The organism is Acidithiobacillus marinus, assembly GCF_002847505.1.
Lineage (GTDB): Bacteria > Pseudomonadota > Gammaproteobacteria > Acidithiobacillales > Acidithiobacillaceae > Acidithiobacillus > Acidithiobacillus marinus.
In genome coordinates, this window is the sequence record NZ_MXAV01000034.1 from 194,126 (window position 1) to 210,321 (window position 16,196).

Annotated in this window: 9 protein-coding genes and 1 tRNA gene; 3 read left to right on the forward strand and 7 right to left on the reverse strand. The window is 57.3% G+C overall.

What is annotated here, in order from left to right; translation table 11 throughout:
• Window position 1: 1 nt before the first annotated feature.
• Together purL and B1757_RS09050 are read left to right on the forward strand one after the other, a co-directional pair.
• Window positions 2–3,868: a phosphoribosylformylglycinamidine synthase gene (gene purL / locus B1757_RS09045; protein ID WP_101537999.1), complete on the forward strand. Its 3,867-nt coding sequence runs from the start codon at window positions 2–4 to the stop codon at window positions 3,866–3,868.
• A 303-nt stretch (window positions 3,869–4,171) separates the two neighbouring features.
• Entirely contained in the window at window positions 4,172–5,695 is a 1,524-nt protein-coding gene (locus tag B1757_RS09050) for a SulP family inorganic anion transporter (RefSeq protein ID WP_101538000.1), read from the forward strand.
• 152 nt (window positions 5,696–5,847) lie between these two features.
• Here the strand turns inward: B1757_RS09050 and B1757_RS09055 are convergent, their stop codons facing one another.
• From B1757_RS09055 to B1757_RS09085, 7 genes are all read right to left on the reverse strand, one after another.
• Window positions 5,848–7,341 carry a class I SAM-dependent DNA methyltransferase gene (locus tag B1757_RS09055; RefSeq protein ID WP_101538001.1) on the reverse strand — a complete coding sequence of 498 codons (1,494 nt, stop codon included), beginning with the start codon at window positions 7,339–7,341 and terminating at the stop codon, window positions 5,848–5,850.
• Between the two features lie 109 nt (window positions 7,342–7,450).
• Window positions 7,451–8,554, reverse strand: a complete 1,104-nt coding sequence (locus tag B1757_RS09060) for a Fic family protein (RefSeq protein ID WP_101538002.1) — start codon at window positions 8,552–8,554, stop codon at window positions 7,451–7,453.
• A complete protein-coding gene (locus B1757_RS09065; RefSeq protein WP_143484239.1) occupies window positions 8,554–10,152 on the reverse strand; it encodes a restriction endonuclease subunit S in 1,599 nt (532 codons plus the stop codon). Before B1757_RS09065 ends, B1757_RS09060 begins: the two co-directional genes overlap by 1 nt.
• Window positions 10,149–12,938, reverse strand: a complete 2,790-nt coding sequence (locus B1757_RS09070; RefSeq protein ID WP_101538003.1) for a type I restriction endonuclease subunit R — start codon at window positions 12,936–12,938, stop codon at window positions 10,149–10,151. The genes B1757_RS09065 and B1757_RS09070 overlap by 4 nt, the downstream gene beginning before the upstream one ends.
• Window positions 12,939–13,084: 146 nt before the next feature.
• A tRNA-Ala gene (locus B1757_RS09075) sits at window positions 13,085–13,160 on the reverse strand.
• Window positions 13,161–13,281: 121 nt separating this feature from the next.
• Window positions 13,282–14,289: a class I SAM-dependent methyltransferase gene (locus B1757_RS09080; protein WP_101538004.1), complete on the reverse strand. Its 1,008-nt coding sequence runs from the start codon at window positions 14,287–14,289 to the stop codon at window positions 13,282–13,284.
• Between the two features lie 24 nt (window positions 14,290–14,313).
• A complete protein-coding gene (locus B1757_RS09085; RefSeq protein ID WP_101538005.1) occupies window positions 14,314–15,075 on the reverse strand; it encodes a sulfite exporter TauE/SafE family protein in 762 nt (253 codons plus the stop codon).
• A gap of 251 nt (window positions 15,076–15,326) precedes the next feature.
• Here B1757_RS09085 and B1757_RS09090 point away from each other — a divergent pair, with 251 nt between their 5' ends.
• On the forward strand, window positions 15,327–16,193 hold the full coding sequence (locus B1757_RS09090; protein WP_253253790.1) for a D-alanyl-D-alanine carboxypeptidase family protein: 867 nt from the start codon (window positions 15,327–15,329) through the stop codon (window positions 16,191–16,193).
• The last annotated feature ends 3 nt before the right edge of the window (window positions 16,194–16,196 follow it).

Below are 16,196 nucleotides of genomic sequence, written 5' to 3' on the forward strand. Positions count from 1 at the left end.
CATGCTGCTGCTGCACGGCTCTGCGGCCCTTTCTGCCTTTCGTCTGCAACATCTACTGACCCGCTTGCAGGAAGCCCATGTTCCGGTGTGTTCTCTGCATGCCCGCTTCGTGCATCTGCTCGATCTGAGTGCCGCACTCACCGCTGAAGAAGTCGCGCTTGTCAGCACCCTGTTGCACTATGGGGAGCCTTTTGTCGAGGTCGATCATGAGGGTATCCAGGAGATTTGCGTGCTCCCGCGTCTGGGGACGATTTCTCCCTGGTCAACCAAGGCCAGCGAAATCATGGGCCATTGTGGGCTCAGCAGCGTGCGCCGGGTGGAGCGCGGCATATCTTATACGTTGATCAGGGAAGATGGGGCGGAATTCAGTGACGCTGAACGGGCACAAATCCGTCAGCATCTTCACGATCCGATGACCGAGTCGGTGCTGCCGGACTGGGAAGCCGCAAAGGCCATCTTCACGCACCAGGAACCGGCACATTTGCAGCGGGTGCCGCTCCAGACCGAGGGGTTAAATGCTTTGCTGGCCGCCAATCGCGATATGGGTCTGGCCTTGTCTGCGGCGGAACTGGAGTACCTGCACCAGTATTTTTCGAGCCTGGGCAGAGACCCTAGCGATGCAGAGCTGATGATGTTTGCCCAGGCCAACTCGGAACATTGCCGCCACAAGGTTTTCAATGCCCACTACAACCTCGATGGAGAGCCCCAGGCCCAGAGTCTGTTTGGCATGATCCGCGAAACCCATCGTTTGCATCCCCAGGGGACCCTGTCGGCATACAAAGATAACGCTGCGGTGATGACCAGTATTGCGGTCAGCCAGCCCTTCGCTGTCGATCCGGATGGGTATTACCGGGTCACCCAGGAAAATACCGCCATCCTGATGAAAGTGGAAACCCATAATCATCCGACTGCCATATCGCCGTTTCCGGGGGCGGCGACCGGCAGTGGTGGCGAAATCCGTGATGAAGGCGCTACCGGGCGGGGCGGTAAGCCCAAAGCCGGCCTGACGGGTTTTTCGGTCTCTCACCTGCGTATTCCAGGTTATATCCAATCCTGGGAAAGACAGGATTATGGCAAACCCGCGCGCATCCGCTCGGCGCTGGAAATCATGCGTGACGGTCCTCTGGGCGCGGCGGCTTTCAATAATGAATTCGGACGCCCCGCCATAGCCGGTTATTTCCGGGTGTTTGAATGTGAGCAGGATGGCCTGCATCGCGGCTATCACAAGCCGATCATGCTGGCCGGTGGACTGGGACAGATTCGTCCGCAACTGGTTGAGAAAAAACCGCTGCCGGTAGGTGCAAAAGTGTTGGTTATCGGCGGGCCGGCCATGCTCATTGGCCTCGGTGGGGGGGCAGCCTCCAGTGTCGCCAGCGGCACCGGTGACGAACAGCTGGATTTTGCCTCAGTACAGCGGGGTAACCCCGAAATGCAACGCCGTGCTCAGGAGGTGATTGAACGCTGTATTGCCCTGGGCAGTGAATCGCCGATTCTCTCCATTCATGATGTCGGGGCCGGAGGCTTGTCCAACGCTATCCCGGAATTACTGCATGATGGTGGTCGGGGAGGGCGCCTGCAGCTACGGGCAATACCTAACGATGAACCGGCCATGTCGCCCATGCAAATCTGGAGTAACGAAGCCCAGGAACGTTATGTACTGGCCGTCACGGCTGCCGATCTGCCGCGTTTTGAAGCCATTTGTCAGCGGGAACATTGCCCGTATGCCGTCCTTGGCGAGGCGCTGGAGGAAGATATTCTGCTCCTGGAAGATCATCTGCTGCAGGAACCCCCGGTGGAAATGGCCCTCAGCGCGCTGCTGGGTTGTCCGCCGAAAATGGAAAGAGACAGTCAACATCGTCCCGTTCAGCCACAGGCACTGGATTTGTCTCAAGCGGTTCTGCGCGATGCGGCCTATGCGGTACTGCGTCATCCTAGCGTGGCCAGCAAGGAATTCCTGATTACAATTGGGGATCGCAGCGTGGGTGGATTGATTCACCGCGATCAGATGGTTGGTCCCTGGCAGGTGCCTGTGGCGGATTGTGGAGTGACCGCAGCAGATTTCTGGAATACCCACGGTGAAGCCATGGCCATTGGGGAAAGAGCCCCGGTGGCAGTGCTGAACCCGACAGCCAGTGCGCGTCTGGCGATCGCCGAGGCCCTCACCAATCTCTGGGCGGCAGACGTACGCGCGCTGGACAATATCAAGCTCTCGGCCAACTGGATGGCGGCCGCCGATCATCCAGGAGAGGACGCCGCCCTGTTTGATGCCGTCAAAGTGGCCGCACTGGAGGTTTGTCCTGCTCTGGAGTTAGCCATTCCGGTGGGCAAGGACTCCCTCTCCATGCGCACGATCTGGCAGGAAGGCGGTCAGGAGAAAATGGTGCTGTCACCACTGTCTCTGGTCATTTCGGCTTTTGCGCCGGTGCATGACCTTCATAAAACCTGGACGCCACAATGGTCGGCTCAGCCCAATACTGCATTATGGCTGGTAGACCTGGGGCAAGGACGTTTAGGGGCCTCTATTCTTGCCCAAGTCTTGGAACAGATGGGTGCCGAAACGGCTGATCTGGATCAACCCGAAGAACTCCGCAAATTGTTTACGGCCCTTAGCCGCTTAAGAGAGGAGGATCTGGTGCTGGCCTATCATGATCGCGCCGACGGCGGACTCTGGGCCAGCCTCTGTGAAATGTCTTTTGCCAGCCGCTGTGGCGCGGAAATTCACCTGTCTGCGGATAGGAATGTCTGGTCTTTCCTCTTTGCCGAAGAACCCGGTGTATTGATGCAGATCGCGCATCAAGACCAGGAAAATGTGCGCCGTATTTTCGCAGAAGCAGGGCTGGAAGCACAGGTGCAGTGCATTGGCACCGTCCATCCCGAGCATTGGCAATTACGGGTAAGACAGGACGGACAGACTTTGTTGGACGAAGCAGCGGCTGATTTACTCCAGGCCTGGGCTGAAAACAGTTATCGGATGGCGGCTCTGCGGGATGCCCCCGATTGCGCCGAAGAAGCTTTTGCTGCAGTAACGGCAACAGCGATGCCGCTTTTTGCGCGCCTGCCGTTTACCCCACAGACGCCCATGATTCAGCAGGGAATAGCGCCCAAGGTCGCCATCCTGCGGGAGCAGGGCGTCAACGGTCAGATCGAAATGGCCGCTGCCTTCCATCGCGCCGGATTCACGGCCATCGACGTCCACATGAGTGACCTGCTTCAGGGACGCTATCATCTCCAGGATTTTCAGGCCCTCGCAGCCTGTGGCGGTTTCTCTTATGGGGATGTGCTCGGCGCGGGCGCGGGCTGGGCCAAATCCATACTGTATCACCCTTTGTTGCGGGATCAGTTCTCCACTTTTTTTGCCGATACAGCGCGGCTGGCGCTGGGCGTCTGTAATGGCTGCCAGATGATGGCCGAACTGCGGGAAATTATTCCCGGAACAGAACATTGGCCATTGTTTGCCCGTAACCGCTCGGAACAGTTTGAAGCGAGGCTGGCGATGGTGGAAGTGCTTGACTCACCCTCTTTATGGTTCTCGGGGATGGCCGGTACTTACGCTCCTATTGTCATTGCCCATGGGGAAGGACGGGCCCATTTCGACCGTGTTCCCGAAGGAAATGTTTCTCCGGCGCCCATCATTATGCGATATGTCGATGCCCAAGGGCAGATCGCCCGGAGCTATCCGGCCAATCCCAATGGGTCACCCGAAGGCATTACCGGGCTCTGCAACGCCGATGGTCGCATGAGTATATTGATGCCTCACCCCGAACGGGTAGTGCGCAGCCTGCAAATGAGCTGGGCGCCGGATGCGTGGGGAGAGTTCACGCCGTGGATGCAGATTTTCACCAATGCCCGCAAGGCCATGGCTTCCTGATTCTCCGCAAAGCTCACCCTAAAATTTACTGATGTGGTTGACATTGATAATTAATGTTCGTTATGGTCTGTCTTATGTTCAAGATGACCGTGCTTATAGACCATGTCTGTGGTCTGAACTTGGAACTATGATGTAGATCAACCGCATTATCTGGCGCAGTGACTTTAAACCAGTGACTCCGCTCCTCCATCGCGTGCTTCATCCAGGATTCTGGATGTGGGCCTTCATTATTGTGTTCAAGTACCGAGTGATTTACTTCCTGCAAAATCCCGGTCATAACGCCAATCCATCAGTGGAGATTTCATGCAAGCAATGTCCTCCTTTCAGGAGAAAAAAACCAATATTCTCAGCGGCATCACCGTAGCCCTGGCACTTGTGCCCGAAGCCATCGCCTTTGCTTTTGTGGCCCATGTTTCACCACTGACCGGCCTGTATGCAGCGGTAATTCTGGTATTTATTACCTCGGTATGGGGAGGACGTCCCGGTATGGTCTCCGGCGCCAGTGGCGCTACTGCCGTGGTGATGCTGGGACTGGTGGTATCTCACGGTGTGGAGTACCTCTTTGCTGCGGTGGTGCTGATGGGTGTGCTACAGCTTTTATTTGCTGTGGCACGCTTGAGCAAATTTGTACGTTTGATTCCGCATACGGTCATGCTGGGATTCATTAATGGTCTGGCAGTGGTCATTTTTTTGGCGCAGCTCGATCATTTTAAGGTCAAAAACGCCGCTGGCAAACTGGTCTGGATGCAGGGGCAATCTCTTTATATCATGATAGGATTGGTGCTGTTGACCATGGCGGCCATTTATTTGGTACCCCGAGTAACCAAGGCTATTCCTGCCACCCTGGCAGGCGCATTGATTACGACGATTGTGGTAGTGGTGTTTCAGATCCCTACGGTGACTGTGGGTGATGTCGCCTCGTTGTCGGGTGGATTACCGAGCTTCCATGTGCCTCAGGTGCCCTGGAGCTGGCATACCCTGGAAATCATTTTTCCTTACGCCCTGATCATGGCAGCCAATGGTCTGGTAGAAACCTTGCTGACACTGAATCTCATTGATGAAATGACCGACACCCGTGGCCAGCCAAACAGGGAATCCATGGCCCAGGGGATAGCCAACGTCATCAGCGGCTTTTTTGGAGCCATGGGCGGCTGCGCGATGCTGGGTGAAAGTATCATCAACGTCAATAATGGCGCCATCAAACGGCTGTCTGGTATTACGACGGCGATTTTCCTGTTGTCGTTTATTGTCCTGGCTTCACGCTATATTCAACAGGTCCCTATTGCGGCGTTGGTCGGTGTGATGTTTGTGGTGGTGGAAAAAACCTTTGAATGGAGTAGTCTGCGTTTTTTCGGCAGGATTCCCCACACAGATGTGTTTATTGGTGTGCTGGTTGCCGTGTTGACGGTTATGGTCAATATCACGTTGGCGGTGGTAGTGGGAGTTATTCTTGCAGCTTTGGTTTTTGCCTGGGAGCATGCCAAGCAGATAGACGTACGCAGTAGCATCGATAAGCAAGGCGTCAAGACCTATCAACTCAGTGGGACTCTGTTTTTTGCCTCGGTTGCCCAGTTTCGCAACTTGTTTGATCCCGCAGAAGATCCTGATCAGGTCATCATTGACTTTGCAGATGCACGCATTGTCGATCATTCTGCCATTGAGGCCATTGATAGTTTGGCGGGACGCTATAAGGAAAGAGGCAAAAAACTCTATTTGCGGCACCTGTGCACGGACTGCCTGGAGTTGCTGGACAAAGCCCGGGACATTGTTGAAATGAATCTATCGGAAGATCCCCATTATCATGTGGCAGATGATAAATTGGGTTGACGATACTTTCTCTTCCGGTTGCCAGCGGACTGCATGGAATCTGGTGGCGCCGTCAGTGGCATGCACTGCAGGTGATATACTCTTGGCCATGGAGAATAATGCTGACGATCAAGCAGGATGATGGATGTCGTGGTCGACTTGCGCAAGATCATTCATTTGGAAATGGACGCCTTTTTTGCGGCGGTAGAGCAATACCGCAGCCCAGCCGCCACATCCCGGAACGAGGCTAACGCCGCTTCGAGATGATCGATGATTTCCTGCTGCAGCACATCCGGCGGTGGCAGGTCGGCCAAGTTGTCCAGGCTGTCGTCCTTCAGCCAGAAAATGTCCAGGCTGGCCTTGTCGCGCGCCATCAGATCTTCGTAGCTGTAGAACTGGAAGCGCTCGGTCGCCGTGCGCAGGTGCCGATTTTCCGGGTGGTAACAGGCGATGAAGTCGCGCAGGTCATCCAGCTTCAGCGGCCGGGTCTTGAGCGTGAAGTGCTTGTTGGTGCGCAGGTCGTAGAACCACACGCCCTGGGTGTGCACCCGTCCGTCCTTGGGCGCGTTGTCGAAGAACACGACGTTCGCCTTCACCCCTTGCGCGTAGAAGATGCCCGTGGGCAGCCGCAGAATGGTGTGCACATCGCAGTTTTCCAGCAGCTTGCGGCGAATCTTCTCGCCCGCGCCACCCTCGAACAGCACGTTGTCGGGCAGCACCACCGCCGCCTTACCGTCCACCTTGAGCATGCTCACGATGTGCTGCAGAAAGTTCAGCTGCTTGTTCGACGTGGTTTCCCAGAAGTCCTGGCGCTGGTAGGTCAGCGCCTCCTTGTCTTCCTCACCTTCTTCATTGGTGATGGTCATGCTGCTCTTTTTGCCGAACGGCGGATTAGCCAGCACGTAATCCACCTTGCGCTTGGGCTCGGCAATCAGCGCGTCCGAGCGGTCAATCGATGGCTTCCCGTCCAGCTCGCCGATGTTGTGCAAAAAAAGGTTCATCAGGCACAGGCGTCGTGTGTTCGCCACGATCTCATTGCCGTAGAACGTCTCATCGCGCAAAAACTCTTTCTCGCTTTTGTTCAGCGCGGCGCCGGGCCGATTCAACCAGTTGTAGGCGCCCAGGAAGAAGCCGCCAGTGCCGCAGGCCGGATCGGCAATGGTTTTCATCGGCTCGGGCTGCACACAGGCCACCATCGCCTCGATCAGCGCGCGCGGCGTGAAATACTGTCCCGCGCCGCTCTTGGTGTCTTCGGCGTTCTTCTGCAGTAGCCCTTCGTACAGGTCGCCCTTGGTGTCCACGCCCAGGCTGATCCAGTTTTCCGCGTCGATCATCTGCACCAGCCGCGCCAGCTTGGCTGGGTCTTGAATCTTGTTCTGCGCCTTGAAAAATATTGCGCCCAGCATGCCCGGTTTCTCGCCCAGCTGGTGCAGCACCACCAAGTAGTGCGACTCCAGCGGCTCGCCCGTCTTGGCCGTCAGGCTGGGCCAGTCGTAGCCCTGGGGAATCTGCGTTTGGCGGCTGTAGGGCGGCTGCGCGTATTCATGCGCCAGCTTCAGGAACAGCAGATAGGTGAGCTGTTCCAGGTAGTCGCCATAGCCCACCCCGTCGTCGCGCAGGGTGTGGCAGAAGTTCCAGACTTTCTGGACGAGGGTGGAGGTGTTCATCAAATCATCATCCTGTTGGTTGTGTCTGGGGCATCATCCACAAGCTTTTTTGTGTCCGAAAAAAACAGGTATTTAATACATAAATTCTTTTGTGTACGGTGCGCCGGACTCAAAGAATCTCCCGGCCCTCCGCGCAGTTGAGCAGATCGCGGAAAGCAAGCACGGCGGAGCGGCGTCCGCTGCTCTCACGCAGCACCTGCAAAACACCCGCGTCGCGTAACGTGCGCAGGAAAGGCAGGGCCGATTGTTTGGGGATGCCGGAGCGCTGGACAAAATCGCCCGACTGAAAAATCGGCCGGTCGAACAGCGCATCGAGCACCGCCATGGCGTGCTGCGAGCGGGTCAGTTCGGTGATGCGCCGCTTCATATCGGCATAAAGCGACATCATGGCGCGCACCCGACCGGTGTTGTTCAGCGCCTGCTGGGTCACAGCATCCAGAAAGAAGGCAATCCAGCCGCTCCAGTCTCCATCGCGGCTGATCGCCTGCAAATGCGCGTAATACGCCTCGCGATGTCCTTCGAGATAGTCGCTCAGGTAAAACATCGGGCTGGCCAGCGCGCCCTTTTGGTGCAGAAACAGCGGGATCAGCAGCCTCCCAATTCGGCCATTGCCATCCTTGAAAGGATGGATCAGCTCGAACTGCGCATGCACCACCGCACACTGCAGCAGCACATCCGCGTCGTTGTCAGCAAGGTAAGCCTCCCAAGCCTGCAGATGGTCGAGTAGTTGCAGGGACGATGGCGGCACGAAGCTGGCCTGCTCGATGCGGCAACCCGCGCTGCCGATCCAGTTTTGTTCGCGGCGAAATTCGCCGGGTGTTTTGTTGGCGCCGCGCACACCGTCCATCAGCACCGCGTGCATCTGTCGCAGCAAGCCAAGGCTGATGGGGCGATGAGCGACTTCCTCTGTGGCCAGCGTCAGCGTCTTGCGATAGTTGACGACTTCTTGGATGTCCTTGGTTTTTTCCGCATCGAAATGCATGCCGGCTTCAAATTCCAGCACCTCATCCACGGTGGCCTGCGTACCCTCGATTTTTGAAGACAGCACCGCCTCGCGCTGCGTCAGCGGCGACAACATCACCGCCGGGTTCACCACGCTTTGCAACAACCCGTCGTAACGCGCCAGAGCCGCATTGGCCGGGCCGATTTTCGGCAGCAGGCGAGCCAGATCGAGGTTCGTCAGCGGCAGGGAAGCCGGTACGTAGGGATGCATCAATTGCGCTCCTTGGCATTGCGGCCACGCGATGTTTTGCCCGTCCCGCGCTCGCCCCGCTCGGCGCGGATGCGCGCCAGCAGCACGCTGGCTGGTTCGTCGTTGGGGTCTTGCGGGACGAGTTGGCCGGAAAAGGCGGCGCGCAGGATATTTTGGCGTTGGGCGGTGGATTGTTTGAGGGAAAGCTCGATTGCTTCCAGTTGCTCCACAGCTTCGTGGTCTGCCTCGTTGACCATCCGCACAATCTCTGCCTGTTCGGCAGCAGGCGGAACTGGCACTGCAAGGCTGCTGAACCGACCAAGGCTAACTTTTTTCTGCGCCACCCCCTGTGTCATAGGCTCAATCTGGCGCTTCCCGATATGTGAATTGATCGCAAATTTCAAAAAATGCGCCGCCATCAATTCGCGCCAGCATCGAATCTTTATGCAGTCGGCCGTGATGATTGCGGGAGGTTGGTCATCCGGGTAAACATCTGCGTCTCCTGGTGGTTCACCCATTTTTGTGACCAATACATCGCCTGCGGCAATATTGTGGGCGCTCAATTCGACGGCCTTCGCTGGCGTCACAAATTTGGTGTGCTCTCCGCCGTAGTTGCTTGAGCGAATGTTGCGCACAAAGACCAACGGAACGCCAGACTCTTGGTAGTCGGGTACTTTCAAATTGCTTCCAAAAGGGCCTATCGAAAGGCTATACCGCTCGTCTGAAGCAATCTGCTCAACACTCGCCCACGCCCACCCCTGCGGCAGTTTGGGCAAACCGCTGGTATTGGGCTGCACCGGCTCGGGGTATTTCTTTTGCCAGTCCTTGGGTGGGGTCTTGCCTTGATCCTTGAACCGGGCGAGCTGCTTGGCTTCCCAGCGAGCGCGGCGCTCTTGCAGGATGCGTTGCAGCAGTTGCGCGCCGGTTTCGGCGGGCGAGTGCTGTTGCCGCCACTCGGCGGTGAGTGCGCCTTCCACGGCGGCCTTGAGCAGCGATTGGCGGTATTGCGCCAGCTTCTTCTGCGCGGCTTTCAGTTCGGCCACGCCGGTATCGAGGTCAGAGAGCAGTTCTTCGAGTTTGGCGACGATGCGGGTTTGTTCGGCGGCGGGAGGTAGGAGAAATGGGATGGTCTTCGCCAGAGTCTTCGAAGAAATGCTGGCTTGATTCACGTGGTTGGTACAACGATGCTTCATGTATCCAGTCATCCACAGAAAATGCAATTGCCGCGCAGCGAAAGCAGGATTAACCCCAAACTCAGGGCGAATCCGTGTCATGTGGTTTGAAAAGACAAAGCCGGTTTCCCGAGTGGAAACAACCGCAGTTTTGCCAACCAACTCAGCAGAGTTTGTATTGTTAAACAATACGTCGCCAGACAGCAGTTCAATGCCATTACTCTCGGCAACCGACTTGACAACATTCAAATCGATCTGGCCGCTACGATCAACATTCATAGGCCGAAGGTGCGGTATCCCGGTGCCGTCAGAGTTGTGCTTTCCGTTGGCAAAGCCAGGACTGACGTCCGCAGAGATATCCTCCAGAGCTACGAGACTCCAATTCAATGGTGGGGTGAAATGGGAAAATGGATAGCGTTGCATTGCTTCGTCGTTGAAATCACTCACGCCACCAACTCCCGATTCATCTCATCCATCAGCCCATCCAATTCGTTGCTAAACACCTGCCACACGCGCTGCAACCCGCCCTTATTCGCCAGTTCGGCGTAATCAAAATCCTCGCGGCTAATACTGCAGCTGCTGGCGATGTGGTCTTTCATCAGGCGCAGCCAGTCCATCTGCTCGGGCGTGAAGGCGGTGGGCGCTTGGGCGTTGTGGCGGAAGATCCAGGCTTGGAAGCGTTTGTCCACCTCGTCGGCAAAGGGGCGCAGCTCGGCGCCTGCGCCGTCCAGCCCCAGGGTAAAGCGCACCAGGCTGACCAGGTCGGTGAGTTGGCGTTTGCGGTCTGCGCCCTTGACCTGATGGGCCTGCACACGCGCGTAGGCGCTCCACAGGCGCTCGGTGGTCAGCATCAGCGGCGGGCGGGCCAGGCGCTCATGCAGGTCTTCGATCATGTCGAAGTTGAGCGCGCGGCGCTGGTAGGGCTGCTGGTAGAAAAAGCCCAGCGCGGCGATTTCATCCTTGTGCTGCCGCAGGTAGTCGGCAAAGGTCTGGATGACCGATTTGGCTTGCGCCTCGGCCTGCTCGCTGAAACCGCTGAAAGTGATTTGATCGAGGTTGATGTGGTCGATGATCTGCTCGCGTTCGCGGCGGGCGTTTTCAATTTCATCACGCAGCGCGGGCTGGTCGAACGGGGCGCAGGCGGTGGCCACGCGCTGGGCGCGAGCGGCTTCCAGTTCCTCGGGCAGCAGGCTGTCTTCGCTGCGGGTAATGCCCTGGGCCTTGGCCGTGGCGAGCGCGGTCTGCACCACGGCGTCGGGGTCGATCGCTACGATCAGCGCCTTGCCCAGCTCGGCCACGGGCACGCCGCCGCTGGCTTTTTCGATGCGCGTTTGCGCCTTGTCGTCGAGTTGTTTGGCCAGGCGCACCAAGCGGTTGGCCAGTGAGAGCACGGTGTCGTCGTCACGGTGGCCCATGGCCACGCCTTGCAGCAGGTCTTTCAGCGGCACGCCGGGTTTCTTTTCCAGCGGGCGGCTTTCGGTCTTGAGGCTTTTCTCCACGCCCACGGCGTCGATCAGCACGAAGCGTGTTTTGGCACTGTCCGCACTGTTGCTCACGCGCTTGAGGCTGTCGGCGTCCAGGCTGCGCACGCCACGGCCTTTCATCTGTTCGTAGTAGCCCTTGCTGCGCACGTCGCGCATGAACAGCAATACCTCCAGCGGCTTCACGTCGGTGCCGGTGGCGATCATGTCCACGGTGACGGCGATGCGCGGGTGGTAGTCGTTGCGAAAGCTGCTGAGGATGCTGTCGGCGTCTTCTTCGGCGCGGTAGGTCACCTTTTTGCAGAAGGCGTTGCCCTGGCCGTAGACCTCGCGCACGATCTGGATGATGTCGTCGGCGTGGCTGTCGGTCTTGGCAAAGATCAGGGTCTTGGGTGTTTCCTGGCGGGTGGGGAAAATCTGCGTTTCCACTGCGGTTTTCATCGCCTGGATGACCTGACGAATCTGGCTCACGTTGACCACGGAGCGGTCCAGCTCCCTGCCGGTGTAGGCGGTGTCTTCTTCGGTCTCGCTCCAGCGCTTCTTGCGGGTCTGCCGGTCGCGGTGGTCCACCCATTCCCTGGCCTTGAGTTCGGCGCCTTTCTGGGTGATCTCGGTGGCGATCTCGTACACGTCGTAGCCGACGTTGACGCCGTCGGCCACCGACTGCTCATAGGTGTATTCGGCGACGATGTTCTCGTTGAAAAAGCCGAACGTGCGCTTGTCGGGCGTGGCGGTCAGGCCGATGAGGCTGGCGTCAAAGTAGTCCAGCACCTGCTTCCAGGTGTTGTAGATGCTGCGGTGGCATTCGTCGATGACGATGAAGTCGAAGCTCTCCACCGGCACGGCCGGGTTATAGCGGACGACCTTGTTTTGCTGGGCAGTTTGCCGCACCTCGGCCAGCGACACATCCTCGGCCGACTCGTCGATGGGCTCGCCGCTGAGGATGGAATACATGCGTTGGATGGTGCTGATGCAGACCTTGGCGCCCTGGTCGATGGTGGGGCTGGAAAGGCGCTGCACGTTGTAAAGCTCGGTGAAGGTGCGGCCGTCGTCGGGCGGCGTGTAGGCCATGAACTCCTGGTGCGCCTGTTTGCCCAGGTTGCGCGTGTCCACCAGAAACAGGATGCGCTTGGCCCCGCCGTACTTGAGCAGGCGATAGATCGCGGTGATGGCGGTGAAGGTCTTGCCCGCGCCAGTGGCCATGTGCACCAGGGCGCGGGGTTTGTTGAGAGCGAGGGACTTTTCCAGCCCGGTGACGGCGCTGACCTGACAGTTGCGCAGATTGCGTTCCAACAGCGCGGGCATGTGCTCGGCCAGGCGGCGGCGAAGGGTGGTGGGCTGGGCCAGCCAGTCGGCCAGGGTGTCGGGCTTGAAGAAGTGGAAGATTTCGCGCGAGCGCGGCGCGGGGTCGCGTCCGTCGGTGAAACGGATGATTTCGCCGGTGGCTTCAAACAGGAAGGGCAATGGTGCGGTATCTTTACGCCATTTGAGGACGGCAGTGGCATAACGTGCGGTCTGTGCCTCGGCCACGGTGAGGTTCGCGCCCGCCGTGTCTTTCTTAGCCTCGATCACGCCGCAGGCGACACGATCCACGAACAGCACATAGTCGGCGGGGCCGGTGTCGGTGGGGTGTTCGCGCACGGCCACACCTTGGCTGGCGGCGAGGTTGAGCTGCCGCATGTCCTGCACCACCCAGCCGGCTTGTTCGAGCTTGTCGTCAATCCGTTGGCGGGCTTTGGTTTCGGGTGTCATGTGCGCCCTCCTTTCACTTCGCCCAGTTATCGTCAATATCGCGGGTATTGTCCGATATCCTTTTCATGATAAGGCCCAGTAGCGCCGCCATGCAGCTCGACCCACAAATAAAAACGCCCAACTGAGCACAGTTGGGCGCTGAATACTGGTGGAGCGGAGGAGGATCGAACTCCCGACCTTCGCATTGCGAACGCGACGCTCTCCCAGCTGAGCTACCGCCCCATGAGCGCGTAGGATAAAGAGAAGCCTTGGGGAATGCAACGTCCTTTGCATGCCTTTTCTTCCTTAAGGCTTCCTTAAGAAAAATCGGCAGAACGCCGCACTTGACGCAGGAAGCAGCCGATCAGCGCCGTCCCACAACCACGACATCGCTGCCGAAGGGGAATATTTCGGGTTGCAACCCGGCTTCTTGCAGGGCCTGGGCGATTTCCTCCGGATGCAGGAAATGATTACCCTGCACATGCTCAGTCAAGTTCTGGTATGCCATTCCGCGCAAGGCAGGCTCGCGCAAGCTACGATGATCTTCGGGCCAGGCCGGTTCCCAAATGACGATGGCACCCTTTGGTTGAAGCGCCGCGCGCAGTTTCTCAAAAATGGTGCCGCGTTTCTCCCAAACGTGGTGGAGGGCGCGATTCATGGCAATCAAATCGGCAGGTTCCGGCAGGGTGAACGCGTGGATATCACCGGCGGCAAATTGCAGACGCTCCACCAGACCTTCCTGGAGGGCTTTTTCCTGGGCCTGACGGATGTTTTCATCAAAGCCATCCAGACCCAGTCCCCGTAAATTGTGACAGCGTTTGGCCAACGCCCGTAAGTACCAACCATTGCCGCAGCCCAGGTCGACAGCGAGTCCGCCCCGAGCATCCACTTCGGCGAATATGGGCACCTGTGGACAGATTTTTTCCTCGAATGTCTTGCGGAAATTGTTTTCGAGCATCAGCCCAAACCAAGGCAAAATGGTTTCCCGTTCCGTCAGTACCTTTTCGCCGGGGCGTTCACCGGTGCGCATCAGTCCAGCAGCGCGTTCGGCCATGTGGGCTGCCAATACCGAGCCCACAGCCGTAGCCATGCGACTGCCCGGCGCTTCCGGGCGCATGCTGTCACCATCTTCGCTGAGTTGCCACTGATCCTCGGTATTGAGTTCCAGCCAGCCATAAGCATAGGCGGCATCGCACCAGCGTCTTACATAGCCTGCATCCATGCCGGCTTGTTGGGCAAGGCCGTGCGTGTCTGCTTGCTGCAGTTGATGCAGGGCGCTGAACAGTCCATTGACGACACCAATGAAGGCAATATTCAGAGATTGTGCGCCCTGGGCCTGTTGTCTGAGTTCATCCATGCTGCGTAAAGTCATTTAGTCTCCTTGCTCTTCAATGTATCAAATCAGATATTTCAGTCCGACCACGGTCAGTAATGCCAATGTGGCCAATAAAAAAGTGCGTTGATTGATGCGCATATGCAGGCGGTTTCCTGCCCAGAGTCCCAGCAATACGGGTGGAATTAACATCAGGAAACCCACCGCCAATTGCCAGGTAAGCAAAGCCAGAGCGATATACATGAACCCGCGTAAAATATTGTCAGTCAGGGCAATGCCCTGAAAGGTGGCACGAAATGCGCGTTTATCGAGATGACGCATCTGCAGGTAGGCGACAATGGGCGGCCCGCCGCCACCATAAAGACTACCCACCACCCCCCCGAAAATGCCCAGAGGCGTGCCCCAAGGCAGGCTGATGCGCGGCAGGCGCTCGGGTTTCATGGCTAGGGCATACACCACATAGGCGAGAATGAAGACACCCAGAAAGCGGGTGAGGTTCTGGGCGTTGGTATCGGCGAGAATAAAAGAACCGATGGCTAGGCCAACGATGCTGCCCGGAATCAGCCAGCGTAGCTCCGGCCAGTGCATCTTCCGAAAATCATAGGCACCGAGGAGCACGGAACCCAGTAAATCCAGGAGCAGGACCACAGGGACCACTTCCTTAATGGGAAAAATCAGGGTGAGCAGTGCTACCGAAATCAGTCCGGACCCGAAACCAATCACCGCCCGGACATAAAATGCGAGAAGCACAATGACTCCCGCTATGGTCCAGAGGAGGGGAGAATGGGCAAGGGTGACGTAGGAAAGGGATGCATGTAAGTTCATACCGACCAGTCTATAAGTTTTGGGGAATGTCTGCCATATCCGGCTGGATTGTAGCGTTGGAATAAAGAAAAAACTGTATAGGCATTTCAGAAAAAATAGCCTAATATGACATTATCCTGAGAAGTTGCTTTAAAACTTTTTGCATTTTGTTGATGGGGGAGGGTTGACCCATGCTGCCGCATCTATCGAGTAATACTGTATTTTTGCTTCAAAAACCGCGCTCGCCAAGGCTTCAGACATGGTTCTGGAGTATGTTCTTTCTGGGATGCGCGCTGCTTTTGAGTATTCCCGCCGCGCGGGCTGACGACAGCGGTCAGCCGCCCATTGATGCCCGCGCCTACATTCTGATGAATGCTCAAAGCGGGGCCATTATCGCGGCCAAAAATGCCTATCAACCCTACGCCATTGCCAGCCTTACCAAGCTCATGACCCTGTACCTGCTTTTCAAGGACATCAACGCAGGTGGTTTAAGCCTGAACCAGGAGTTTGTCCCGTGTCAGGCGGCCTTGCAAACAGGCGGGTCAAGCATGTTCATGCGCCCCGGATTGCGTTTTTCCGTGGCGCAAATGATTTTGGGCATGACCGTTCCTTCAGGTAATGATGCCGCCGTCGAAGCGGCGCATCTGGTGGCGGGTAGTGTCCCGGCTTTTGTGCGGGAAATGAATCAGACCGCCCGCAAAATCGGCATGTTGTCGACGACTTATTATGATCCAGACGGTTTGCCGCACCCCAATAATACGGCCAGTCCCTATGATATTGCGATTCTGACCCGGCGCATCATGACGGATTTCCCTCAGTACATGCATTTTTTCAATCATGAAAATTTCACTTACGCGGGCATAACCAGCCCCAACCCCAACCTGCTGGTGGGGCGCGTCCCTTTCATTACGGGTATGAAGAGCGGCTACACCAATGCTGCTGGTCATTGTCTGGTGGCGACCGGTACTCAGAATGGCGTACAACTGATTGCTGTGATTTTAGGCGTACCATCTTTTACGGATGAAAGTCGGGGTTTCTGGAAAGCTTCCTGGCAAAGTCTCAAACTACTGGACTGGGGCTTTGCGCGCACGCTCTGGTTGCCAGCTGTTCCTCACCTGGAAAAAACCTCGGCCCCATAAGAG